This window comes from Candidatus Pelagibacter sp. HIMB1623, from assembly GCF_052047695.1.
In the GTDB taxonomy this organism is placed as follows: Bacteria; Pseudomonadota; Alphaproteobacteria; order Pelagibacterales; family Pelagibacteraceae; genus Pelagibacter.
On the sequence record NZ_JBNAJN010000004.1, the window covers coordinates 60,866 to 84,029 of the forward strand.

Sequence of the window (23,164 nt, forward strand, 5' to 3'; positions counted from 1 at the left end):
AATTAATAATTAATAAAATTTTTTAAAATTTTCATTCCCATCTTAGTTTTAATACTTTCTGGGTGAAATTGTACACCATGAATATTAAATTGCTTATGTTGGATAGCCATAATTAACCCATTATCAGTTTCAGCTGTAATCTCTAAATCTTTCGATAGGGTTTTTTTATCAATAATTAAGCTATGATATCTTGTAGCTTCAAAGGTACGAGGTAGATTTTTTAAGATACCAATTTTTTGTGATTTAATTTTGCTAGTTTTTCCGTGCATTAATTTTTTTGCTTGAATAATTTTAGATCCAAAAACTTGACCTATAATTTGATGTCCAAGACAAACACCTAAAAAGGGCAATTTTTTATGTAATGATTTTAAAATGTTTATGCAATTTCCAGATTGATTTGGATTTCCAGGTCCAGGTGAAATAACAATTTTATCATATTTTTTTCTTAATATTTCTTTAGAGTTAATTTTATCATTTCTTATGACATCAACTTTTACATCTAATGAAGAAATGTAATGATAAAGATTAAATGTAAAACTATCATAATTATCTATTAATAATATTTTCATTATCTTAAAGCATTTATCAAAGCCTTCGCCTTGTTCACTGTTTCATCATATTCGTTTATAGGTTTACTATCAGCAACGATACCTGCTCCAGCTTGTACATAGAATTTTTTATTTTTTGCTACAGCTGTTCTTAATGCAATACAAGTATCAAATTCACCATTTGCAGAAAAGTATCCAATTCCACCAGCGTAAACTTTTCTTTTCGATGTTTCTAACTCATCAATAATTTCCATTGCTCTTATTTTAGGAGCACCAGAAACAGTACCAGCAGGAAATCCTGCCAACAGTGATTTAAATTTTGAAAACTTTCTATTATACTCTCCAACTACATTGGAAACTATATGCATTACATGAGAGTACCTCTCAATTATAAAACTCTCAGTTACCTTTACAGTATTTATTTTTGATACTTTACCAGCATCATTTCTTCCTAAATCTAAAAGCATTAAATGTTCAGAAAGTTCTTTTTTGTCTTTAAGAAGGTCTTTTTCATAAAAAAGATCTTCTTTTCTATTTTTTCCTCTTGGTCTAGTACCTGCTATTGGTCTAACTGTAATTTTATTATCTCTTAGTCTTACTAAAATTTCTGGACTTGCCCCAATAATTTGGAAGTCATTAAAGTTGAAGTAAAACATAAAAGGGGAGGGGTTAGTTACTCTAAGTTTTTTATAAATTTCTAGAGGTTTTTTTGTTAGTTTTGCTTCAAATCTTTGACTTAAAACAACTTGAAAAATATCACCAAGTTTAATGTATTTCTTAGCTTTTTTAACTATTGCAAGAAATTTATTTTTAGATGTGTTTGATTTAACTTTAATTTTTTTTTCTTTTGATACTCTTTTTGTATCAATATTTTTGATGGATGATTGAATTAATAGTTTAAATAGATCAGTTTTTATAGAGTCATACTTTTTTTGATAATTTTTAATTTTTTCATCATTAAAAACATTAATAATATAAAATATTTCTTTTTTTAAATTATCATGAATAACCAACGTTCTTGGTCTTATCAATCTTACATCAGGTAAATTAAGATCATTTTTACATGAGTTAGGAATTTCTTCTATGTACCTAATAGAGTCATATGAAAAATAACCTGAAATTAGAGAACAAATCTTAGGTAAATTCTTAGGTGTATCAAATTTAAAATTTTCAATAATTTTTTCTATTAACTTTTCTGGTTTATCTTTAAGAATGATTTTTTTATTTTCAGTGATTAAATATGACTTTTGGTTGTTGAACTCCCATATCTTATCAGGATCTTTACCAAAAATTGTGTATCTACCTTTAATTTTTCCTTTTTCAACAGACTCAAATATAAAACTATTCTTTTCCTCTAAAAAATTATCAATTAAATTTATTACTTCGTCATCAGAATTTACTTTTTTAGAAGTGTATATAATCTGATTTTTTTTGCTTCTATGTCGAAACTTAAAATCTTTGAAGCTTCGATTAATTATCATTTGAAATAGTTTTTAATTCTATCAATAGTTTTTTGATTCAATTGAACCTGATATTTATTATTCAACAGGGTATCGTAGGATTGTAAAATACCTTTTCTGTTATTCGTATTTTGTGAATTTATAAATCCTTTATATTCCTCACTTTGTTTATTTATAGTATTTTTATTTATATCTTTTATTTTGACTAAAAATATTTGATTATTAGTATTGTTTACTAAAGCAAAAGAATTTTGAGGTAATGAGTAAAGCATTTTAATTGAATTTAATTCAAACAGCTCATCATCGTTAATTGAATTAATTGATCCAGTTTGGATCTTACCTGAACTTAACTCTATAAATTTACTTTCATTAAACCCATCACTCTGTATCTCTTCAATTATTTTTCTATTGTAATCAAATTTACCTTTTTGATAAATAAGTTCGACGATTTCATTTTTTAATATTTCATCATTGAGATCTGGTGAACGGTCATATTCATTCTCTATATCATAAAGAATATAATTATCGCCACTTTCAAATATATCTAATTTTCTTGATTTCTTAGAGTAAATTAACTTTTCGTTTGTATTAGTGTTTTCATTTGGAGCAAATTCATTAATATTAATCACATCCACATTTATGTTTTCAATTATCGAACTAAAACTTTCATTTTGAGAAATTTTATTTTCTATTGCATCAATTTCGTTAAAAAAATCTTGATTAAATTCATCAATTCCAATTAAATTTTTTGGATTTAAAACCACATATTTGAAGTCAATATATTCTCTTTTTAATTGATCTTTATTTTCTTCAATAAATGTGTTGATTTCATCTGATGTATAATCTTCTTTAATCTTATATAAATTCTCCATATCAAAGTATTCAATAGATAATGTTTTATTGTTTTCTTCAAATTTACTTTCTATTAGAAATTCAGGGGTAACAGTACCTGCTCCAATAAAATCAAATAAGTGTTTCTGTAAACCTTGATTTTTTAATTTCAACTCAAACAAAGGAGCAGACATATTATTTGAAAGTAAAAATTTTTCATATTTAATTCTTTCAAAAGAACCGTTCTCGTCTTTAAAATTTTTATTGTCTTTTAAATATTTTAAAATTGTCTTTTCGTTTATAGAAAGTTTAAAATCTTCAATCTCTAAATCAATTAAAGTTGTTGAAATAAGTCCTGATAATAATTCTTCTATAATGTTGTTGTCTAAATTATTTCTTATTGCTTCTTGTGAAATTCCACTTTGATTAACATAGTCCATGAAATCTTGAGTGGTTACGTTAGTTTTATTTATTTTAGCAATATTATTTTGATTGTTAGTGCTAAAGCCACCGCCAAATCCACCAAAGCCAAAAGCTATTATGATGATTACTATTAGAACTAATCCACCAAATTGTTTCCAACCTAAGTTTTTTAATTTTTCAACCATAACGTTATAAATTTATTGATCTGTAAAAAACAAATCTATAGATTAAAAAGTCAATTATGACAAATAAATATATGTATTTTATAGCTAATTGGAAAATGTTTGGAGATTTAAAAACTATAAATTCATTAGATAAAGTTATTAAATTCTCAAAAAGTCATAAAAAAAATAAGTTCAAACTAATTTATTGTCCTCCAAATACTCTAATACGTCCAATTTCAAAAAGACTTAGTAAAACTAATATTGAAGTTGGTGCACAAAATTCTCATCAAAATTTAGATTATGGAGCTTTTACAGGTCAGGTTAATGCAAGAATGCTTAAAAGTGTTGGAGCAAAATATGTGATCTTGGGTCATTCTGAAAACAGAATGGCTGGAGAAAATGACAATCTAATTAATCTTAAAATAAAAAATTCAATTAAATCTGGTTTAAAAATTATTTTTTGTATTGGTGAAACTCTAAAACAAAAAAGAGATAAAAAGACTAATCAATTTTTAAATAGTCAATTAAAGAAAGGATTAAAATCTATCAAAAAAATTAACGATATAATTATTGCGTACGAACCAGTATGGTCAATTGGAACTGGTTTAATTCCTTCATCAGAGGAACTGTCTAAATCAATTAAATTTATAAAAAGTAAATTTGGAAAAAATTCTCCAAAAGTTTTATATGGAGGCTCTGTTAACAGTAAAAATATTGATCAATTAAAAATAATTCCTGACATAGATGGTTTTTTAATAGGTGGAGCATCACAAAATCCAAAGAAATTTATTGATATAATTAAAAAAACCATTAATTAGTCCCCCATGGAAACATTATTACTTGTAATTAACATCATACTTGCATTTATTTTAGTTGTGCTTGTGCTACTTCAAAAATCAGAGGGTGGCGCTTTAGGTATTGGTGTTTCACAAGAAAATTTCATGCTATCGAGATCAGCTGGTAGTTTTATTACTAAAGCAACTGCTATAGTTGCAACTTTATTTATTATTTGTAGCTTAGCACTGACAATAATTTCAAGAGCAGAATTAACGCCTACAGGATCAGTTTTAGACACTGTTGAAGAAAAAACTGAAGATACTCCATCAATTCCTGAAAATAATTAATTAATACTTTCTATTTCTTTTTTTATTAGCTATAAGATAATTCCATGGCGCGATATATATTTGTCACTGGCGGCGTGGTTTCATCTCTTGGAAAAGGTCTATCATCAGCATCACTAGCTTATCTTTTACAATCTCGAGGTTATAAAGTTAGACTTAGAAAATTAGATCCATATCTAAACGTTGACCCTGGAACAATGAGTCCATTCCAACATGGAGAAGTTTTTGTAACAGATGATGGCGCTGAAACTGATTTAGACTTAGGTCATTACGAGAGATTTTCAGGAGTTACCGCAAAGAAAACAGATAATATTACTACAGGAAAAATTTATAGTGATGTTCTGAGGAAAGAACGAAAAGGAGAATATCTTGGAAAGACAGTTCAAGTTATTCCACATATAACCGATAGAATTAAAGAATTTATTAAATACGATACGTCAAAAGAAGATTTTGTAATTTGTGAAATAGGCGGAATTGTTGGTGATATTGAAAGTTTACCATTTGTCGAGGCAATAAGACAATTTTCAAATGATATTGGTAAAAAAAATGCTTTATTTATTCATTTAACTTTAGTTCCATATTTAAAAGCTTCTGATGAAATAAAAACTAAACCAACACAACATTCTGTTAAAGAATTGAGAAGTATTGGTATTCAACCTGATATAATTATTTGCAGATCTGAAAGACCAATACCATTGGAGCACAGAAAAAAAATATCTCTATTTTGCAATGTTGATATTAAAAATGTAATTGAAACGGTTGATGTAAAAACAATTTATGAAGCACCAATTAGTTTTGCTAAAGAACAGTTAGATGTTCAAGTTTTAGATTATTTTAAAATTAAATCTAAAAAATCGAATAATCTAGATCCTTGGAAGAAAATCACTAAAATTACTCTTAATACAAAAAAACAAGTTAATATTGCAATAATAGGTAAGTACGTAGAATTAAAAGATGCATATAAATCACTTGATGAAGCCTTAACTCACGGAGGAATTACAAACAACCTGAAGGTAAATTTAGTTAGAATTGACTCAGAAAAATTAAAAGTTTCTGAAATTAAAAATAAACTTAAAAATGTTTCAGGTATTCTAATACCAGGTGGATTTGGAAAAAGAGGAACTGAGGGAAAAATAGAAGCAATCAAATATGCTAGAGTTAACAAAATACCATTTCTTGGTATTTGTTACGGTATGCAAATGGCCATAATAGAATTTGCAAGAAATAAACTAAAAATTAAAAAAGCAACCTCTTCTGAGTTTGATAAAGTTGGAGTTCATATAATTGGTTTAATGAATGAATGGGAAAAAAGTGGAAAAAAAGTTAAAGGCACAGATAAAAATTTAGGTGGAACAATGAGACTTGGCTCTTATGATGCAATTTTAAAAGATAAGTCTAAAATAAGAGATATCTATAAATTAAGATTAATTAAAGAAAGACACAGACATAGATATGAAGTAGATATTTCCTACAAAGAAAAATTTGAGAAAAATGGACTAGTATTTTCTGGTTTGTCACCAGACAATAAACTTCCAGAGATAATTGAACTCAAAAATCATCCTTGGTTTATCGGAGTTCAATTCCATCCTGAATTTAAATCTAGACCTTTGTCTCCTCATCCTTTATTCTCTTCCTTTATCAAAGCAGCAAAAAATCATAAATGAGTAGCATTACAGTCAATTGTGGGAATTTAGAAATTTCAAACGATAAAAAAATTTGTATCATTGCTGGTCCTTGTCAACTTGAAACAGAACAACATGCAATGGATATGGCTGGAAAAATAAAAGAAATAACTTTCAAATATGGTCTAGGTTTTATTTACAAAACCTCTTTTGATAAAGCCAATCGAACAAGTTTAAAAGGTAAGAGAGGTGCTGGTTTAGATGTTTCATTACCTGTATTTGATAAAATTAAAAAAGAATTAAATGTTCCAATTTTAACTGATATTCACAATCCAGAGCAATGTACTGTAGTTGCAAATCATGTTGATGTTTTACAAATTCCAGCTTTTCTTTGTAGACAAACAGATCTTTTGATTGCTGCTGCAAAAACAAACAAAATTATAAATGTTAAAAAGGGTCAATTTTTAGCTCCATGGGACATGGTAAATGTTACAAAAAAAATATCAGACTCAGGAAACTCAAATATTCTTGTTACTGAAAGAGGTGCGAGTTTTGGATATAATACTCTTGTTTCTGACATGAGATCTTTACCTATTATGGCGAAGAATGGTTATCCAGTTATTTTTGATGCAACGCATTCAGTTCAACAACCTGGAGGGCAAGGAGAGTCATCTGGAGGTCAAAGAGAATTTGTTGAGTATCTTGCAAGAGCAGCTGTTGCTGTTGGTGTTGCTGGTGTATTTATAGAAACCCACCAAGATCCTGATAATGCACCATCTGATGGACCTAACATGGTTCCTCTTGATAAACTAGAAAATTTACTAAAACAGTTAACTGAAATTGATAAACTTATTAAGTGAGTAAAATAATAAAAGTTAAAGCACGACAAGTTTTTGATAGTCGAGGAAATCCAACAGTAGAAGCTGAGGTTTATACAAAAAATTTGAGTGCTAATGCAATATGCCCATCAGGTGCATCAACAGGAACATACGAAGCTTTTGAAAAACGAGATAAGAACAACAAAAAGTATTTAGGGAAAAGTGTTTTAAAAGCTGTTGAATTAGTAAATTCAAAAATCTCAAAAAAATTAAAAGGTCAAAACGTTCATAACCAGGAGAGAATTGATGCCTTGTTAATAAATTTAGATGGCACGAGACAAAAAACCAACCTAGGTGCAAATGCTATGCTTGCCGTATCAATGGCTGTAAAAAAACTTTCTGCAAAAGTAAAAAAACTACCTTTGTATAAAACTTTTTTTTTAAAAAATAATTTTCAATTACCCTATCCATTAATGAACATTATTAATGGTGGAGCTCATGCCAACAATGGTCTTAGAATTCAAGAATTTATGATTAGACCTGATAGAGCAAAAAGTTTTTCAGAAGCAATGAGAATTTGCTTTGTAGTTATAAAAAACCTGAGCAATTTAATTAAAAGTAAAGGATATTCTACATCTGTAGGTGATGAGGGAGGCTTTGCCCCTATGATTAGTAGTAATAACCAAGCTCTAGATTTGATTGTTTCTGCAATAAAAAAATCTGGATTAGTTAATGGTAAAGATGTTTCTATTTGCTTAGATGTTGCTGCTAATGAGCTGTTTAAAAAAAATAAATATTCAATTCACTCAAGAAGTTTTGTCTCAGTAGAAAAATCGATAAAGGAATATCAAAAAATAATTAAGAAATATAAAATCAAATCAATAGAAGACCCTTTTGCTGAAAATGATTGGTTGGCATGGAATAAATTAATGCGTTCGATTAATAATGTTCAAATTGTTGGTGATGACCTTTATGTCACAAATTTGGAGAGACTTAAAAAAGGTTTTTTAAATGTATCCTCTAATTCAATATTAATTAAGTTAAATCAAATTGGAACAGTATCTGAAACTCTTGATGTTATAAAATTTGCACAAACAATAGGTTACAAAACAATAATTTCTCACAGATCTGGAGATAGTGAAGATACATTTATTGCAGATTTAGCTGTTGGAACAAATTCAAATCAAATCAAAACTGGATCTTTAGCACGTTCTGAAAGAGTTGCTAAATATAATCAATTAATACGTATTGAAGAAGAACTTGGAAATAAAGCAAGAATGAATAAAATAAATTAATGTTAACATTAATAAAAAGAAATTTTTTTTTATTAATATCTATATTTTTAATTTTTTATTTTAGCTTTAATTTAGTTTCTGGTGAAAGAGGCCTTTTTTCATATATTGAAAAAAAAGAACTTTTGTCTAACTTGAAAAATCAAGAATTAACCTTAATTAAGTATATAAATGATATGGATCATAAAAATTCACTATTAACAACAAACTTAGATTTAGATTATATAGAAACTTTGATTAGAGAAAGGTTTTTGTTCGGTAAAGAAGATGAAACACTTTATATTATTAAAAATGAAAAGTAGACATCCAGAAAAAGAAAATAAACCAATTAATCCAATAAAGAAAAAACCAGATTGGATTAGATCTAAACTTACAAACAGTAAGGAATTTTTTTTAACAAAAACAATTGTTAACAACAATAATCTTGTAACAGTATGTCAGGAAGCTAACTGTCCTAATATTACAGAGTGTTGGAGTAAAAGACATGCAACTTTTATGATAATGGGTGATACTTGCACAAGAGCTTGTGCTTTCTGTGATGTTAAAACTGGTGTACCAGGTAATTTAGATCCGTTAGAACCTGTTAAAATTGCAGAAGCTGTAAAAAAATTAAATTTAAAACATGTAGTAATCACTTCTGTTGATAGAGATGATTTAGATGATGGAGGCTCTAAACACTTTTTTGATGTAATAATTCAAACAAGAAAATCAAATCCAAATACAACTATAGAAGTTTTAACACCAGATTTTTTAAGAAAAGGCGAGGCGTATAAAAAAGTTATAGATGCTAAGCCAGATGTTTTTAATCACAATATTGAAACTGTTCCTAGTCTCTATTTAAAAGTAAGACCAGGATCTAGATATTTTGCATCTTTAGAATTATTAAAAAATGCAAAGAAAATTGATAAAAATATTTTTACAAAATCTGGAATTATGGTCGGATTAGGTGAAACTAGAGATGAAATATTGCAAGTTATGGATGATTTAAGAGCTGCTGATGTTGATTTCATAACTATTGGTCAATATTTGCAACCTTCAGCAAAACATTATCCATTAGATAGATATTATACACCAAAAGAATTTGATGATTTAGGAACTATAGCAAAAGCAAAAGGGTTTTTATTAGTTTCATCATCACCTTTAACAAGATCTTCTTATCATGCTGATGAAGATTTTGCTAAGTTACAACAAAACAGAATAAAAAGTAATTAATGCCTAAAGCATCAGTTACACGTCACATCGCACGTGATAAACAAACATTAATTGATTTTGTTTTGGATATTGAAAAATATCCAGAATTTATACCATTTTGTATAGACTCAAAAGTTTATGAAACAAATGATGAGGGAGATATAATAAAAATAATTGCCGATCTGACTATTGGCAAAAGACCCTTTATAGATACTTATAAAAGTGATGTAAGATATGATAAAAAAAATGACTCTATTCATGTAACCAATATTGATGGTCCTTTAAAACATCTTGTAAATAATTGGAAATTTTTAGAAAAAGATAATTTAACTGAAGTTAAATTTGATGTTGATTTTGAAATTAAAAATAAGTTTTTGAATTTAATAATGGAAAAATCTTTTCAATTTGGTTTAAACAAAATAGCTGATGCTTTTCAAAAAAGAGCTGAGAATCTTTAAGAAATAATTTTTGTAATTTTATTTAATACTTCTCTTACAGTATTTTTTTGAATACTTGATCTGTTCCTTGATTTAAATTTATTTTCTAAAATTAATAAATATTTTCCTGTTTTAATCCCAATATAGACAAGACCAACTGGTTTTAATTTAGATCCTCCTCCTGGCCCAGCTATACCAGTAATTGATACATTAATTTTGCTTTTAGAAATTTTAGATAAATTCTTTACCATTTCTTTACAGCATTCTTTGCTTACAGCACCATATTTTTTAATGGTATTTCTATCTACTTTTAAGATTTTAGTTTTTGCCTCATTAGAGTAAGTAATCAAACCCATTTGAAAGTATTTGGATGAATTTGCTAGTTTAGTAAGATTGTTAGCCAACAAACCTCCTGTACAAGATTCAGCTACAGAAATTGTTAATCTTTTATCAATCAATTTTTTATGTAGTTTTTTTAAATTCATTAAAATACGAAACTAACTAAATAGACTACAAGCATTGAGTAAAGACCAGCCATTATATCATCCAATATTATACCAAAATAATTTTTATAATTTTTATCGAAATAGCTTACCGGAAATGGCTTTAAAATATCAAAAAATCTAAAAGATAGTAAAGAAATAATATAATAAAATTCAATAGCAATATTGATTTGATTGGTTTGATTTAAATATAGCAAAAGTATCAAAGGCATTGATTGACCCAAAACTTCATCAATTACAATTTGTCTAGGATCTTTATTTTCAAAATCACTCTCTGTGTCTTTGACTGCATAAAAAGAGTAAAAAAACAAAATAATAAAAAAGACTATTGAGAATTTTAAACTTGTATAATCAAGAATTTCATAAGCTATGTAAATAAAAACTGTTGTGACAATCGATGCAACAGTACCAGGCATTTTTGTTAAGTATCCGTACCCAAAAAAAGTTGAGATTAAAACATTAATTTTTTTCATTTTGATATCGAGCAAATTACTTCACAGGCAATTGCTTTTTCTTTTCCTATTAATCCAAGTTTTTCTGTAGTTTTGCCTTTTAAATTAATTAAATCTTTATTTAATTCTAACAGATTTGAAAGCGAATTTAATATTTTATCTCTATATTTAGATATTTTTGGTTTTTCACATATCAGATTAATATCTAAATTATTGATATGATAATTATTTGAATTTAATAACTTTATAATTGGTTTTAGCATTTTTGGAGATCTAATATTTTTAAACTTGTTGATGTTATCTGGAAAAAAAGTTCCAATATCCTTTTTTCTCATCGCACCTAAAATTGAGTCAATTACAGAATGAATAATCACGTCACCATCTGAGTGTCCTTTTAAACCTGAATGATAAGGTATTTTAATACCTCCTAAATAAAGTTTTTTACCTTTGATTAATCTATGGATATCAAATCCAATACCAAAGTAAGTTAATTTTTCTTTAATATCTTCTTTAAAAGTAATTTTAGTATTTTCATTTTCACCTTGAATAAATTTTACTTTAAGATTGTTTTCAATAAACAGTGTTGCTTCATCAGTAATTACTTTTTTTTGCTTTATTGATAAATTATATAAATCTTTAAATCTAAAAGCTTGTGGTGTTTGAGTTAATATAGAATTATCTCGGTTTAAATTATATATTTCATTTCTAATCTTATATTTAATCGAATCTTTTGATTTGATTGCAGGTATTACTGCTCTAACTTTTTTAAGTTTGTCGGTTAATTTTTTTAAGAGTTTTAAAGTAAAATTTGGTCTTGCTGCATCGTGTATTAAAACATTAGTAGGCTTATATTTTCTAATAAACTTTAAAGCAATTAATGAAGAGTCAGATCTTTCTTTCCCTCCAATGATAATTGAAACATTTTTTGGAAATTTTTCTTTAATCTCCTTTTTTTTGTTAACTACAATTATTATTTTTTTGAAAAGTTTTGACTTTAAAGCCTTATCAAGAGAGTGTTTGAATAATGGTTTGCCCTTATAAATGTTATATTGTTTAGGTTTTTTTGAATTAAACCTTTTGCTTTGTCCTGAAGCTAGTATTATAAAATAGTTGCTCATATTTATAAATTTTATAGAAATTTTATACTCAAATGTCAGATTTTATTAAGAAAAATATCTATTTGATAATATTATTTATTATCACATTATCGATAGGTTTTTTAACATTTTTAACTTTTATTGATAAAGGATTTATAAAATTAAATGATAAGAATTTACAATATCTTCTAATATTAAATATACTACTTCTAACTTCACTTTTTGTATTTATTTTTTTTGAAATTAGAAGAGCAATCAAAACAGATATTGATAAAGACGGACTAAAATCAAACAAAAAATATATAACTGTATTTGCTCTTTTCACTTTAATACCTTCAGTTTTAATATCCACTTTCTCACTGTTTCTTTTTTCATTTGCTTTGGAGAAATATTTCGACAAGAAAGTTACAACTGTAGTTAATAATTCTTACGAGCTAGCCAAAAACTATGTAGAGGAAATTAGAAACAAAATTCAATCGGACATTGTATTAATTGCTTTTGATACTAATAAAAGTAAAAATTTTTTAAATGATAATCCTAAAGAATATAAAAGATTTTTAGATACGCAAAAATTAATTAGAGGTGTTGATGAAATACACATTATTGATATTAATAAAAAATTGTTATTCACATCTCTTAAAACAAATCAGCCTTATATTCCACCTATGGATCAAGCTTTAGCGCTAGTCCTTGATGATGATAGGCCTTTAAAAATCATTAATGCACCAGATAATATTTCAGCTGCAATTATGCGACTACAAAATTTTGAAAATAGATTTTTATACGTAATTAAATATCTGGATAAAGATATCTCTAAATATCTAACCGAGTCCCAAGAAGCTATAAATTTTTATTATACAGTTGAAGAAAAAAGTACAGGAATCAAAATATCTTTTGCAATTATTTATGTAATAGTTGTTAGTGTTTTGTTATTTGTCTCTATCTCAATAGCTATAAGATTTTCTTCTAGATTTTTTAGATCTATTAACAATTTAATTAATGCATCTGTTTCTATTGGTGAAGGAAAATTTGATACAAAAGTTCCAGAAGTAAAAACTGATAAAGATTTGGAAGTATTAAATAAAAATTTCAATCTGATGATAGATAGACTCCAAAGTCAGCAAGAAAAATTAATAATCAATGAAAGACACGAAGCCTGGAGTAATTTAGCAAGAAAACTAGCGCATGAAATTAAAAACCCATTAACCCCAATTCAGTTAACTATAGATAGAATGAAAACAAAATATTCTAACCAAGTTAATGAAAATGATAAAAAAAATTTTGATGAGAATTTAAAGATTATAAATAATCAAATTAAACAAATTGGAAATCTAGTTAATGAGTTTTCTGATTTTGCAAGAATGCCTAAACCTATTTTAAAAGTAAATAATTTAATTCAAATTATTGAAGAAAATATCAAATTATTAAATGAATTAGATAATACGATTAGTATTTCCGTTAATACCAATACAAAGGAGGTTCTTTTAAATAGTGATAAAGAACAGCTTGCAAGAGTGTTTTTTAATTTAATCAAAAATTCTATTGAAAGTATTCAGCAAAGAGCAGAAAATGATAGTAATATAGACAAAAAAATCACTATTGAAGTTAATGAAAAAAATAACCAAATAACAATTAATTTAGTAGATAATGGGATTGGTTTTGGAATATTTGCAGCAAATATTAAAGATATTTTAAATCCATACTTTACTACAAAAAAAAATGGAACTGGATTGGGTCTTTCAATAGTAAGTAAAATTATAAATGACCATAATGGAAAAATTGAATTTATACCTTTAGATGAAGGTGCAAAAATTAAAATAGATTTTATTAAATAGAATGAGTTCTGAAATTTTAATTGTAGATGATAATGCCGATATAAGGAATATTATTAACGAGTTAATTTTAGATGCTGGTTATAAAACAAGGCTTGCTGCTAATTATAATCAAGCATTATCTGAAATAGACAAAAAACTTCCAGACGTTGCAATACTTGATGTTAAATTAGACAAGGGTGACAATGATGGGATAGAGCTGTTATCACACATTAAATCAAAAGATAAAGATGTTCCTGTGATAATAATTTCAGGTCATGCTAACATTGAAATGGCAGTAAAATCTCTTCACGAAGGAGCTTTTGAATTTATCGAAAAACCCTTTGATCAAGAGAGACTACTTAATTTTGTTAGAAGAGCAGTTGAGAACTATAATCTTAAAAGGCAAAATAAAGAATATGAAACAAAGTTGTTTTCATCCTATGAATTAATTGGAAATAGTAAAAATATTTTAAATATAAACGATCAAATTAATAAAATTTCAATTACAGAAAGTAGGGTATTTATTAATGGCCCCTCAGGATCTGGAAAAGAATTGATAGCAAGAAAAATTCATAAATTATCCAAAAGAAACAAAAATCCTTTTGTAGTTTTAAACGGAGCTTTGCTAGATTCAAATAAATATGATTTGGAATTATTTGGAGAAGAAAAAGATAACGGTTCTATATCTTATGGAGCGTTGGAAAAAGCTAACAAAGGAACCTTGTTGATAGATCAAGTTTCAGAGATACCTTTGGATATACAGTCAAAAATTTTGAGAGTTCTGACAGATCAAAAGTTTAAAAGAGTTAATGGTTCAAATGACGTAAGTGTAAATGTTAGATTAATATGCTCCTCAAGCAAGGATTTGAAGAAAGAAATTGAAATAGGAAATTTTAGAGAAGATCTATTTCATAGACTTAATGTTTTTGAAATAAACGTAGAACCATTGAATCAACGTATTTCAGATATTCCACTTTTAATTAAATATTTTTCAAAAAAAATATCTGAAAATTACAATATTAATGAATTAGAAATAGATGAAGACAATACTTATATCTTAAATCATGATTGGCATGGTAATGTTAGAGAATTAAGAAATTTGATAGAAAGAATTGCAATTTTGCAACCTGACACAAAGGAAAAAATTTCAAATATAATAAAAGAGTCTCTAAAAAATATTAATTTCAATGAACAATTTGCTGAAAACAGCCTATCTGTGCCATTAAAAGAGGCTAGAGAAAAATTTGAAAAGGAGTATTTAACTATTCAATTGAAAAAATTTAATGGAAATATTTCAAAAACAGCTAATTTTGTTGGAATGGAAAGAAGTGCCTTACATAGAAAGTTAAAAGGCCTAGGAATTAAAGAATTTAATTAAATGAATATAATCATTTGTGGTGCAGGTAGGGTAGGCTTTACTATTGCTAAACAGCTTAGTGAACAAGGTCATTCTATTACAGTAATAGATCCTTCTAGCGAGGATATTCAAAAAATTGACGATGCTCTAGATGTAAAAGCTATTGTTGGAAAAGGAAGTTACCCATCAATACTTGAAAAAGCTAATGCTCAAGAAGCAGACATGATTATAGCAGTAACTCGAAATGACGAAATTAATATGGTTATATGCCAAATTGCTTTTTCGATATTTAAAATTCCAAAAAAAATTGCGAGAATTAGATCACAAGATTATTTAAATCCTAAGTTTACAACAGTTTATAATAAAGAAAACTTACCAATAGATGTAATTATTTCACCAGAAATTGAAATTGCAAAATCAATTCAAAGAAAACTTGAGGCTCCCGGTGCTTTAGATAGTGTACCTTTTGCGGAAAATAAAATTAGGTTGCTTGAAATATTAATTAATGAAAATTGTAATTTGATTAATATTAAGTTAAGTGATCTTACAAAAAAATACCCTAACCTCAAAGCAAATGTAATTGGTGTCATAAGAGAAGAGAGGTTTTTTATTCCAAAAAAAACTGATGAAATAATTGCCAATGATAAAATTTATGTGATTATAAATTCAACCCAGATGTCTGAAACATTGGAAGCTTTTGGTCATACAGAAAAAATTTCAAAAAAAATACTTATTGTAGGTGGAGGTAATATTGGTTTTAATTTAGCTAAAAATATTGAAGAAAATTTAGATGCTGCAAGAGTAAAAATTATTGAAAAAAATAAAGATAGGGCTGAATTTCTTGCAAGTGAGCTAAACAATACAATAGTTATTAATGGAGATGCGTTGGATGAAGAGGTTTTAGCAGAAGCAAATTTAGAAGAAGCAGAGACAGTTCTAGCTCTCACAAACGATGATGAGGATAACTTAATGGTAAGTGTTTTGGTTGAAAAATTTGCAAAGGATGAAAAAGAAATTGATGACAAACGAACGATGGCTTTAATCAATAAACCAAACTATTCTTTATTACAGAATTCACTCAAAATAGATGATTTGATTGATCCTAGAATGAATACAGTTTCCAGTATTTTAAAACATATACACAAAGGTACAATTGAAACAGCTTATACAATTATGAACGGTGAATATGAGGTAATAGAAGCCGAAATTATTGAGACATCTGAATTAATCAATAAAGAATTAAAAAATTCAAACTTACCTGAAGAAATTCGAATAGGTGCTGTACTTAGAGATGATAAAGTAATTATACCCAGATCAGACTTTGTATTTCAAAAAGATGATAAAGTTGTTTTTTTAGCCAAAAAAGACTCAATCTCAGTCGTTGAAAATATTTTTAGAATTAGCTCAATTTAATTAAATGCCAAAACTTCGGGTAAAATATTTAAGTTTTTTCTTTATATTGATTTCAGTTTTTTCATTTTTAAATATTATTTATTCTTATTATTTTAATTTATACTTAAACTTAAATACATATTACTTCAGTTTAGTAATTTCTGCTTTGGTTGGTTTATTATTTTATAAAATTGATACCTCGGATAAAAAACCTACAATATTTGAAAAAATACTAACTGTGCTTTTGGGATATTTTATTATGCCATTAGTGTTATGCGTTCCATTTTATTTTAGTATTTATAACTTAACTTTTTTAAATTCTTTATTTGAAGCAGTTTCTGGTTTTACCTCAACTGGTTTCACAACCTTTGAATACATAAAACATATTGATCAAGGATTAATAATATGGAGATCATCTATTCAATGGATAGGTGGATTGTACTTTTTATTTTCAATAATTTTTTTGATTGATATTTATGATGAAAACTTAAAAAAATCTCTTACAAACTTTTTGTCATTTAATACAACTGAAGTTTTAAAACAAACAATTAAAATATTTATTTTATATTCTATCTTAACGTTAGCTATTTTTGTAATTCTTAATATACTTGGAATTAGATCATTTAATTCTTTAAATCTAGCAATGACAATTATTTCATCCGGCGGTTTTTTACCTACGAATGATCTTTCAACTATACTTGTCCAAAATTCACAGATAATAATTTTTTCATTATTAATGTTAGTTTCTTTCTTTAGTATTTTCTTTGCTTACAATTTAATTTTTTTAAGAAAAAACATTAATTTTTTTCACGAGGATATTCACTTATTTTTATACTTTTTGATAACTGTCGGAATATTTTTTATATTTTTTAGTTACGATAATACTTTTTCTTATAGCTTTTTATCTTTAGTAAGTAGTATTTCTAATATAGGAATTTCATTGAATGTTGAGCAAACTAACCTTCAATTCTTGTACTTACTTTTAGTTATAATTGGAGGTTCATTTATTTCTACAAGTTCTGGATTGCGATTTTTAAAAATATATTCATTAACAAAATATTCTTTAAACCAAATACTTTCTTTTAGTAGACCAAAAAATGTATTTATGAATAAGCTCGCATTTTCTAAAATTAATTTTGCAACTCAAGATATAAATAAATATTTTCTTACAATTGTTATTTTTATAATTTCACTTTTTTCATTAACAATTTTTTTATCTTTGAGTGATATAAATTTTGAATATTCATTTAAAATAGCAGTATTAACATTAATGAATACAGTTAATTCCTCAGCATATGGAATAAGTGATTTTGATTTTCAGAGTTTACATTTTATTACTAAATATATTCTTATTTTCTTCATGATTATTGGTCGTATTGAATTGTTATCTTTATTATTGATCGCTAGAAAATTTCTGTTTAAATATTAAATTTGTAATATATAAGTGTTTCAAATATTGCGCCCTTAGCTCAGCTGGATAGAGCATCGGTTTTCTAAACCGAGGGTCGTAGGTTCGAATCCTTCAGGGCGCGCCATTCCTTAGTGTTTTGAGCAAAATTTCTTCTTGAAGTAGTTTTTCTAAAATGTTTTAATCCTGCGAATTCAAAACTAAGTTTTGAATTATTTGTTAACAAATAAAAATAACTAAAAAGGAAGAATAATGTTTAAATACTTAAAACAATTAACTTCTTTAGTAGCAATGGTTGCTGTGTTGTTTACTTTTACAACTGAAACTATGGCTGCTAAAAAATCTAAAACACTTAAAAACACTCAAAAGAAGGGTTTTGTAAGATGTGGAGTATCTCAAGGTCTTCCAGGATTTTCTAATGCTGATGCAGCAGGAAATTGGACTGGTATAGATGTTGATGTATGTAGAGCAGTAGCTGCTGCAGTACTAGGTGATGCAAACAAAGTTAAGTTTACACCATTAAGTGCTAAAGAAAGATTTACAGCTTTAACTTCTGGTGAGATTGATATCTTATCAAGAAACACAACTTGGACTCTTTCTAGAGATGCTGATATCGGACTAACTTTCGTTGGAGTAAACTTCTACGATGGTCAAGGTTTCATGGTTAGAAAAAGTTCTGGTATTACTTCAACAAGCCAATTCAAAGATGGTATCTCAGCTTGTACAAACATTGGTACAACAACTGAGTTGAACATGAGAGATTTCTTTAACTCTAAAGGAATTTCTTATGAGCCAGTTGCTTTTGAAAAAGCTGACGAAGTCGTAGCTGCTTACGATGCTGGTAGATGTGATACTTACACTACTGATAAATCAGGTCTTGCTGCACAAAGAACTAAAATGACAAATCCGGATGATCACATTGTATTACCTGAAACTGTTTCTAAAGAGCCTTTAGGACCAGTTGTTAGACAAGGTGACTCAGTATGGGAAGATATCGTTAGATGGTCTTTAAATGCTATGATCGAAGCTGAGGAGTATGGAATTACATCAGCTAATGCAGATTCTATGAAAACTTCAGATAACCCAGCTGTAAAAAGATTAGTTGGTGCTGAAGGTGAATTAGGTGCTGCTTTTGGTCTAGATAATGAGTGGAGCTTAAGAATTATCAAGCAAGTTGGTAACTACGGTGAAAGCTACAAAAGAAATATAGCTGACACTGGAATCTTACCAGACAGAGGTCCAAATGAATTATGGACTAAAGGTGGAATTCTTTATGTACCACCTGCAAGATAATTGCATATTTAACTAATTAAAAAGGGCTAGATTTTTCTAGCCCTTTTTTTTATAAGCTCTTAAATGAACTTCAAATTACAAAAAATAGTTCCACAATTAATTACAGTTTTAGCAGTAGTTCTAGTTTTTGGTTTCTTTAGTTATAACGCCCAAGTCAATATGGAAAATAGAGGTATTGATTTTGGATATGGTTTTTTATCTCAAGAATCTTCATTTGATGTCCAATTTTCTTTAATTGAATACGACGGATCGCATTCTTATTTTAGAGCTTATCTTGTTGGTTTGTTAAACACTATTTTAGTTTCTGTAATTGGAATTATCATTGCAACTATACTAGGAATAATTGTTGGTGTAGCAAGACTTTCGCCAAATTATTTAATTAATAAATTTGCAGCTTTTTATGTAGAATTTTTTAGAAATATTCCATTACTTTTACAAATATTTTTTTGGTATTTTGCAGCTTTAAGAGCTTTACCTTTACCTCAAGATGCTAATGCAATGTTTGGTGTTTTCTTTTTAACTATTAAAGGCCTGTATGTTCCAGCTTTTGTTTGGGAAAATTTTAATGTTTTCTTTTATTCAATAATTGCAGCAATAATTGCAATAGTTGTTATCAGAGTTCATGCGAGAAAAGTTCAAGAAACTCAAGGTAAACAATTACCAGTTTTATGGATATCTCTAGGATTGATTTTTATATTACCTTTATTAAGTTTTTTAATAGGAGGTGTTAACCTTTCTTTTGAGATACCTAAATTAAAACAACTAGCCGCAACTTCTTATAGATATGAAGGTGGATTAAATTTACCACCTGAATTAATTGCATTAACTTTATCTTTAGCATTATATACAGCAACTTTTATTGCAGAGTGTGTAAGAGCTGGAATTCAAGGTGTTGGAAAAGGACAAAAGGAAGCCGCTGCATCGATTGGTTTAAATCCAAATCAAGTTTTAAAATTAGTAGTAATGCCTCAAGCTTTAAGAATTATTATTCCACCAACTACTAACCAATATTTAAATTTAACCAAAAATTCATCATTAGCTGCTGCAATTGCTTATCCAGATTTAGTTTTAGTATTTGCAGGTACTGCGTTAATGCAAACAGGAAAGGCAATTGAGATCGTTTCTATTACAATGCTTACTTACTTAAGTTTGAGTATATCAATTTCTATATTGATGAACTGGTATAATAAAAAAATTGCTATTAAGGAAAAATAAATGTCAAAAATTAATTTTTTAAGACCAGATAAAGAAAATTTGAATACCTTTTTATATTTAGGTTCTTTATTATTTTTTGTTAGTGTTTTAGATGTATTTTTGAATTCATTTTTTAATGTTAACATTACAGGTTTCCTACCAACGTTGTTAAGTTTTGTGATCCCTTTAGTGATCGGATTTATAGGTCTTCACTTTATTAGAATAGAGCATAGTGGGTATAAATTTTTAGATAGTCTAAATAAAAATATCAATACCAATGGTTTTAATGCTGTTCTTTCATTATTAATTATTTTTGTAATAATTAAAGCAACACCACCAATTCTAAGTTGGTTTTTTGTTGATGCTAGTTTTGCAGGTGATAGTAAAGATGTTTGCTCTGGATCTGGTGCATGTTGGACATATATCAAAGTTTGGTTTAACAGATTTATGTATGGAATGTATCCAAATGCCGAACAATGGAGAATAAATTTATCTTTTATTTCTTTGGCTTTACTTGGATCAGTTGGATATTTTGCAACCGAGAAATTTAAAAAGTATTTAACTTTATATTATGTGGTTATTTATCCTTTCATCGCATTCTTATTTATTTTCTTTTTTATATCTGGTGGACCAGTATTTTTTGATTTCTCTTACGGTATAATCGCTGCAGTTATTTCAATCATTCTTGGATTTTTCATTCCAAGTAGATTTAAATTTTATTATTTTTTAATTGTACCAATTACTCTTTATATAGTTCTTAAGTACTTCGTTTTTTATGAGGAGTTAATTGAGCTTGGTAAACTTGATGGTTTAAATTGGGTTGAAACTGGAGCTTGGGGTGGATTGTCCCTAACATTCATTATCTCTTTCTTCTGTTTAATTTTTTGTTTTCCTATAGGGATGGCCTTTGCTTTAGGAAGAAGATCTGAGTTACCTTTAATTAGATATATATCAGTTGGATTTATTGAATTTTGGAGAGGGGTACCTTTAATTACAGTTTTATTTATGTCTGCTGTAATGTTTCCGATGTTTTTGCCTGAAGATTTTTTCATAGATAAACTAGTTAGAGCAATTATTGCAATTTCATTATTTGAAGCCGCATATGTTGCAGAAGTTATAAGAGGAGGTTTGCAAGCTTTACCAAGAGGCCAATACGAGGCAGCAAAATCACTAGGTATGGGATATTGGAAGATGCACATATTTGTAATCTTACCTCAAGCACTTAAATTAGTAATTCCTGGTATTGCTAATACTTTCTTAGCATTAGTTAAAGATACACCTCTAATATTTGTAGTTGGATTATTAGAAATAGTTGGAATGTTAAATTTAGCAAAAACTAATCCAGAATGGTTAGGATTTGCTATGGAAGGCTACGTATTTGCAGCAATAATTTTCTGGATTATTTGTTATGCAATGAGTAAGTATAGCTATAATCTAGAACAAAAATATAAAACAGAGCGATAATTATGTCTGACAGTATTATTCAAATTAAAAATGTAAATAAATGGTTTGGGGATTTTCAAGTTTTAAAAGACATAAATCTAGAGGTTAAACCAAAAGAAAAAATTGTAGTTTGTGGACCCTCTGGATCTGGTAAATCAACCTTAATTAGATGCATAAACAGATTAGAAGAACATCAACAAGGAGATATCATTGTTGATGGCAATACTTTAACAGAAGATACAAAAAATATTGAACAAATTAGAGCTGAAGTTGGAATGGTATTTCAACAGTTTAATTTATTTCCTCATTTATCAATTGTAGACAATTGTACACTTGCTCCTATTTGGGTAAAAAAAATGCCCAAGAAAGAAGCTGAAGAATTAGCATTAAAACATTTAGAAAGAGTTCAAATACTTGATCAAGCTCAAAAATTTCCAGGTCAATTATCTGGTGGACAACAACAAAGGGTAGCAATTGCTAGAGCTTTATGTATGGAGCCTAAAATAATGTTGTTTGACGAACCAACATCTGCTCTTGATCCTGAAATGATCAAAGAAGTTTTAGATGTGATGGTTAATTTAGCTAACCAAGGTATGACCATGATAGTTGTTACTCATGAAATGGGCTTTGCTAAAGAAGTTGCAGATAAAATGATCTTTATGGATGAAGGTATGATAGTAGAAAAAGCGGATACAAAAGAATTTTTTGCTAATCCTAAAAGCGATCGTACTAAGCTTTTTTTAAGTCAAATACTGTAATATTTAAATACATTTTATACTTAACAAACACTTGACAGGTTTTGAGTTTTTATTGTTTTTTTTAAAAAATAAATAAATTTTTCTATTGCAGTAGTTTAAATAAATTTGTTCAATAGAGTTTTAAAATTTAATTAAGAGGGGTCTTAATGGAAGATAATTTCAACAAACATTTGGGTAATAAACTCAAGTTAAGAAGATTAGCTTTAGGTTTAACTCAAACAAAAGTAGCAAAAGCAATTAACGTAACATTTCAACAAATTCAAAAATACGAAAAAGGAACTAATGGAGTAAGTTCAATTAGGTTACTTCAACTTTCAAATTATTTAAAAGTGCCGATCAATTATTTCTTCGAAGATTTTTCAGAATATTTAGTTAACTTAGAAAAATCTCAAGAAGGACATATGAATATAAATTATAATTTTTTAGCAAAAGTTTATTCAGAACTTAATGCTGATCAAAAATTAAAATTTAACAAAATATTACAAATTTCAGGATCAAATATTTCTAAAGCAGTTTAATCATAACCAAAATGGGACCCCTTTGGTT

At 27.4% G+C, this 23,164-nt stretch carries 23 protein-coding genes and 1 tRNA gene; 18 read left to right on the forward strand and 6 right to left on the reverse strand.

Annotation, left to right across the window (positions count from 1 at the left end; all coding sequences use genetic code 11):
* Nucleotides 1–2: 2 nt before the first annotated feature.
* Genes ACTTBN_RS02535 through ACTTBN_RS02545 form a run of 3 tightly spaced genes read right to left on the reverse strand, consistent with a single transcriptional unit; the run spans nucleotide 3 to nucleotide 3,447 of the window.
* Nucleotides 3–569 (reverse strand): anthranilate synthase component II, encoded by a 567-nt coding sequence (locus ACTTBN_RS02535; protein WP_440680818.1) that lies wholly within the window; start codon nucleotides 567–569, stop codon nucleotides 3–5.
* Complete coding sequence (gene trpE, locus ACTTBN_RS02540; protein WP_440680857.1) at nucleotides 569–2,026, reverse strand: anthranilate synthase component I; 1,458 nt, start codon at nucleotides 2,024–2,026, stop codon at nucleotides 569–571. The genes ACTTBN_RS02535 and trpE overlap by 1 nt, the downstream gene beginning before the upstream one ends.
* Nucleotides 2,026–3,447: a SurA N-terminal domain-containing protein gene (locus ACTTBN_RS02545; protein ID WP_440680820.1), complete on the reverse strand. Its 1,422-nt coding sequence runs from the start codon at nucleotides 3,445–3,447 to the stop codon at nucleotides 2,026–2,028. Before ACTTBN_RS02545 ends, trpE begins: the two co-directional genes overlap by 1 nt.
* A 56-nt stretch (nucleotides 3,448–3,503) precedes the next feature.
* On the opposite strand from ACTTBN_RS02545, the gene tpiA reads away from it, so the two are divergent.
* From tpiA to ACTTBN_RS02585, 8 genes are read left to right on the forward strand one after another with little or no spacing between them, the layout of a single operon-like run.
* Nucleotides 3,504–4,244: a triose-phosphate isomerase gene (tpiA, locus tag ACTTBN_RS02550; RefSeq protein ID WP_440680822.1), complete on the forward strand. Its 741-nt coding sequence runs from the start codon at nucleotides 3,504–3,506 to the stop codon at nucleotides 4,242–4,244.
* Nucleotides 4,245–4,250: 6 nt separating this feature from the next.
* Complete coding sequence (gene secG / locus ACTTBN_RS02555; RefSeq protein WP_075506676.1) at nucleotides 4,251–4,550, forward strand: preprotein translocase subunit SecG; 300 nt, start codon at nucleotides 4,251–4,253, stop codon at nucleotides 4,548–4,550.
* A 44-nt stretch (nucleotides 4,551–4,594) separates the two neighbouring features.
* On the forward strand, nucleotides 4,595–6,211 hold the full coding sequence (locus ACTTBN_RS02560; protein WP_440680824.1) for a CTP synthase: 1,617 nt from the start codon (nucleotides 4,595–4,597) through the stop codon (nucleotides 6,209–6,211).
* On the forward strand, nucleotides 6,208–7,029 hold the full coding sequence (gene kdsA / locus ACTTBN_RS02565; RefSeq protein WP_440680826.1) for a 3-deoxy-8-phosphooctulonate synthase: 822 nt from the start codon (nucleotides 6,208–6,210) through the stop codon (nucleotides 7,027–7,029). The genes ACTTBN_RS02560 and kdsA overlap by 4 nt, the downstream gene beginning before the upstream one ends.
* Entirely contained in the window at nucleotides 7,026–8,282 is a 1,257-nt protein-coding gene (eno, locus tag ACTTBN_RS02570) for a phosphopyruvate hydratase (protein ID WP_440680828.1), read from the forward strand. The genes kdsA and eno overlap by 4 nt, the downstream gene beginning before the upstream one ends.
* Nucleotides 8,282–8,581 carry an FtsB family cell division protein gene (locus ACTTBN_RS02575; RefSeq protein ID WP_440680830.1) on the forward strand — a complete coding sequence of 100 codons (300 nt, stop codon included), beginning with the start codon at nucleotides 8,282–8,284 and terminating at the stop codon, nucleotides 8,579–8,581. The genes eno and ACTTBN_RS02575 overlap by 1 nt, the downstream gene beginning before the upstream one ends.
* Entirely contained in the window at nucleotides 8,571–9,491 is a 921-nt protein-coding gene (lipA, locus tag ACTTBN_RS02580; protein WP_440680832.1) for a lipoyl synthase, read from the forward strand. Before ACTTBN_RS02575 ends, lipA begins: the two co-directional genes overlap by 11 nt.
* Nucleotides 9,491–9,928, forward strand: coding sequence for a type II toxin-antitoxin system RatA family toxin (locus ACTTBN_RS02585; protein WP_440680834.1), 438 nt, complete (start codon nucleotides 9,491–9,493; stop codon nucleotides 9,926–9,928). Before lipA ends, ACTTBN_RS02585 begins: the two co-directional genes overlap by 1 nt.
* On the opposite strand, the gene ACTTBN_RS02590 is transcribed toward ACTTBN_RS02585, so the two are convergent.
* The 3 genes from ACTTBN_RS02590 to ispF are packed head-to-tail and all read right to left on the reverse strand — an operon-like array spanning nucleotide 9,925 to nucleotide 11,980.
* Entirely contained in the window at nucleotides 9,925–10,392 is a 468-nt protein-coding gene (locus ACTTBN_RS02590; protein WP_440680836.1) for a CinA family protein, read from the reverse strand. The two genes, ACTTBN_RS02585 and ACTTBN_RS02590, sit on opposite strands and share 4 nt — an antisense overlap.
* Nucleotides 10,392–10,883: a phosphatidylglycerophosphatase A family protein gene (locus ACTTBN_RS02595; protein WP_440680838.1), complete on the reverse strand. Its 492-nt coding sequence runs from the start codon at nucleotides 10,881–10,883 to the stop codon at nucleotides 10,392–10,394. Before ACTTBN_RS02595 ends, ACTTBN_RS02590 begins: the two co-directional genes overlap by 1 nt.
* Nucleotides 10,880–11,980, reverse strand: coding sequence for a 2-C-methyl-D-erythritol 2,4-cyclodiphosphate synthase (ispF, locus tag ACTTBN_RS02600; RefSeq protein ID WP_440680840.1), 1,101 nt, complete (start codon nucleotides 11,978–11,980; stop codon nucleotides 10,880–10,882). The genes ACTTBN_RS02595 and ispF overlap by 4 nt, the downstream gene beginning before the upstream one ends.
* Before the next feature lie 32 nt (nucleotides 11,981–12,012).
* Between ispF and ACTTBN_RS02605 the strand changes: the two genes are divergently transcribed.
* The 10 genes from ACTTBN_RS02605 to ACTTBN_RS02650 all read left to right on the forward strand — a co-directional run bounded on the left by ACTTBN_RS02605 (nucleotide 12,013) and on the right by ACTTBN_RS02650 (nucleotide 23,136).
* Nucleotides 12,013–13,794 carry an ATP-binding protein gene (locus ACTTBN_RS02605; protein ID WP_440680841.1) on the forward strand — a complete coding sequence of 594 codons (1,782 nt, stop codon included), beginning with the start codon at nucleotides 12,013–12,015 and terminating at the stop codon, nucleotides 13,792–13,794.
* 1 nt (nucleotide 13,795) lies between these two features.
* Complete coding sequence (locus tag ACTTBN_RS02610) at nucleotides 13,796–15,151, forward strand: sigma-54-dependent transcriptional regulator (RefSeq protein WP_440680843.1); 1,356 nt, start codon at nucleotides 13,796–13,798, stop codon at nucleotides 15,149–15,151.
* The gene (gene trkA, locus ACTTBN_RS02615; protein ID WP_440680844.1) at nucleotides 15,152–16,543 is read left to right on the forward strand and encodes a Trk system potassium transporter TrkA; all 1,392 of its coding nucleotides are present in this window, start codon (nucleotides 15,152–15,154) and stop codon (nucleotides 16,541–16,543) included.
* Nucleotides 16,544–16,547: 4 nt separating this feature from the next.
* Nucleotides 16,548–17,951, forward strand: a complete 1,404-nt coding sequence (locus tag ACTTBN_RS02620) for a TrkH family potassium uptake protein (RefSeq protein WP_440680845.1) — start codon at nucleotides 16,548–16,550, stop codon at nucleotides 17,949–17,951.
* Nucleotides 17,952–17,980: 29 nt separating this feature from the next.
* Nucleotides 17,981–18,057, forward strand: a tRNA-Arg gene (locus ACTTBN_RS02625).
* Between the two features lie 125 nt (nucleotides 18,058–18,182).
* Complete coding sequence (locus ACTTBN_RS02630; RefSeq protein WP_075506690.1) at nucleotides 18,183–19,223, forward strand: amino acid ABC transporter substrate-binding protein; 1,041 nt, start codon at nucleotides 18,183–18,185, stop codon at nucleotides 19,221–19,223.
* A 63-nt stretch (nucleotides 19,224–19,286) separates the two neighbouring features.
* Nucleotides 19,287–20,438, forward strand: a complete 1,152-nt coding sequence (locus tag ACTTBN_RS02635; RefSeq protein ID WP_440680846.1) for an amino acid ABC transporter permease — start codon at nucleotides 19,287–19,289, stop codon at nucleotides 20,436–20,438.
* Complete coding sequence (locus ACTTBN_RS02640) at nucleotides 20,439–21,881, forward strand: amino acid ABC transporter permease (RefSeq protein ID WP_440680847.1); 1,443 nt, start codon at nucleotides 20,439–20,441, stop codon at nucleotides 21,879–21,881.
* A 2-nt stretch (nucleotides 21,882–21,883) separates the two neighbouring features.
* Nucleotides 21,884–22,618 (forward strand): amino acid ABC transporter ATP-binding protein, encoded by a 735-nt coding sequence (locus tag ACTTBN_RS02645; protein ID WP_023853867.1) that lies wholly within the window; start codon nucleotides 21,884–21,886, stop codon nucleotides 22,616–22,618.
* A 146-nt stretch (nucleotides 22,619–22,764) separates the two neighbouring features.
* Nucleotides 22,765–23,136, forward strand: coding sequence for a helix-turn-helix domain-containing protein (locus ACTTBN_RS02650; protein ID WP_440680849.1), 372 nt, complete (start codon nucleotides 22,765–22,767; stop codon nucleotides 23,134–23,136).
* Nucleotides 23,137–23,164 lie beyond the last annotated feature (28 nt).

Bases quoted from the DNA above. Each gene is read 5' to 3' on its own strand.
- ACTTBN_RS02535 (WP_440680818.1), bottom strand. From the start codon at position 569: ATGAAAATATTATTAATAGATAATTATGATAGTTTTACATTTAATCTT.
- ACTTBN_RS02545 (WP_440680820.1), bottom strand. From the start codon at position 3,447: ATGGTTGAAAAATTAAAAAACTTAGGTTGGAAACAATTTGGTGGATTA.
- tpiA (WP_440680822.1), top strand. From the start codon at position 3,504: ATGACAAATAAATATATGTATTTTATAGCTAATTGGAAAATGTTTGGA.
- secG (WP_075506676.1), top strand. From the start codon at position 4,251: ATGGAAACATTATTACTTGTAATTAACATCATACTTGCATTTATTTTA.
- ACTTBN_RS02560 (WP_440680824.1), top strand. From the start codon at position 4,595: ATGGCGCGATATATATTTGTCACTGGCGGCGTGGTTTCATCTCTTGGA.
- kdsA (WP_440680826.1), top strand. From the start codon at position 6,208: ATGAGTAGCATTACAGTCAATTGTGGGAATTTAGAAATTTCAAACGAT.
- ACTTBN_RS02575 (WP_440680830.1), top strand. From the start codon at position 8,282: ATGTTAACATTAATAAAAAGAAATTTTTTTTTATTAATATCTATATTT.
- lipA (WP_440680832.1), top strand. From the start codon at position 8,571: ATGAAAAGTAGACATCCAGAAAAAGAAAATAAACCAATTAATCCAATA.
- ACTTBN_RS02585 (WP_440680834.1), top strand. From the start codon at position 9,491: ATGCCTAAAGCATCAGTTACACGTCACATCGCACGTGATAAACAAACA.
- ACTTBN_RS02590 (WP_440680836.1), bottom strand. From the start codon at position 10,392: ATGAATTTAAAAAAACTACATAAAAAATTGATTGATAAAAGATTAACA.
- ACTTBN_RS02595 (WP_440680838.1), bottom strand. From the start codon at position 10,883: ATGAAAAAAATTAATGTTTTAATCTCAACTTTTTTTGGGTACGGATAC.
- ispF (WP_440680840.1), bottom strand. From the start codon at position 11,980: ATGAGCAACTATTTTATAATACTAGCTTCAGGACAAAGCAAAAGGTTT.
- ACTTBN_RS02605 (WP_440680841.1), top strand. From the start codon at position 12,013: ATGTCAGATTTTATTAAGAAAAATATCTATTTGATAATATTATTTATT.
- ACTTBN_RS02610 (WP_440680843.1), top strand. From the start codon at position 13,796: ATGAGTTCTGAAATTTTAATTGTAGATGATAATGCCGATATAAGGAAT.
- trkA (WP_440680844.1), top strand. From the start codon at position 15,152: ATGAATATAATCATTTGTGGTGCAGGTAGGGTAGGCTTTACTATTGCT.
- ACTTBN_RS02620 (WP_440680845.1), top strand. From the start codon at position 16,548: ATGCCAAAACTTCGGGTAAAATATTTAAGTTTTTTCTTTATATTGATT.
- ACTTBN_RS02630 (WP_075506690.1), top strand. From the start codon at position 18,183: ATGTTTAAATACTTAAAACAATTAACTTCTTTAGTAGCAATGGTTGCT.
- ACTTBN_RS02635 (WP_440680846.1), top strand. From the start codon at position 19,287: ATGAACTTCAAATTACAAAAAATAGTTCCACAATTAATTACAGTTTTA.
- ACTTBN_RS02640 (WP_440680847.1), top strand. From the start codon at position 20,439: ATGTCAAAAATTAATTTTTTAAGACCAGATAAAGAAAATTTGAATACC.
- ACTTBN_RS02645 (WP_023853867.1), top strand. From the start codon at position 21,884: ATGTCTGACAGTATTATTCAAATTAAAAATGTAAATAAATGGTTTGGG.
- ACTTBN_RS02650 (WP_440680849.1), top strand. From the start codon at position 22,765: ATGGAAGATAATTTCAACAAACATTTGGGTAATAAACTCAAGTTAAGA.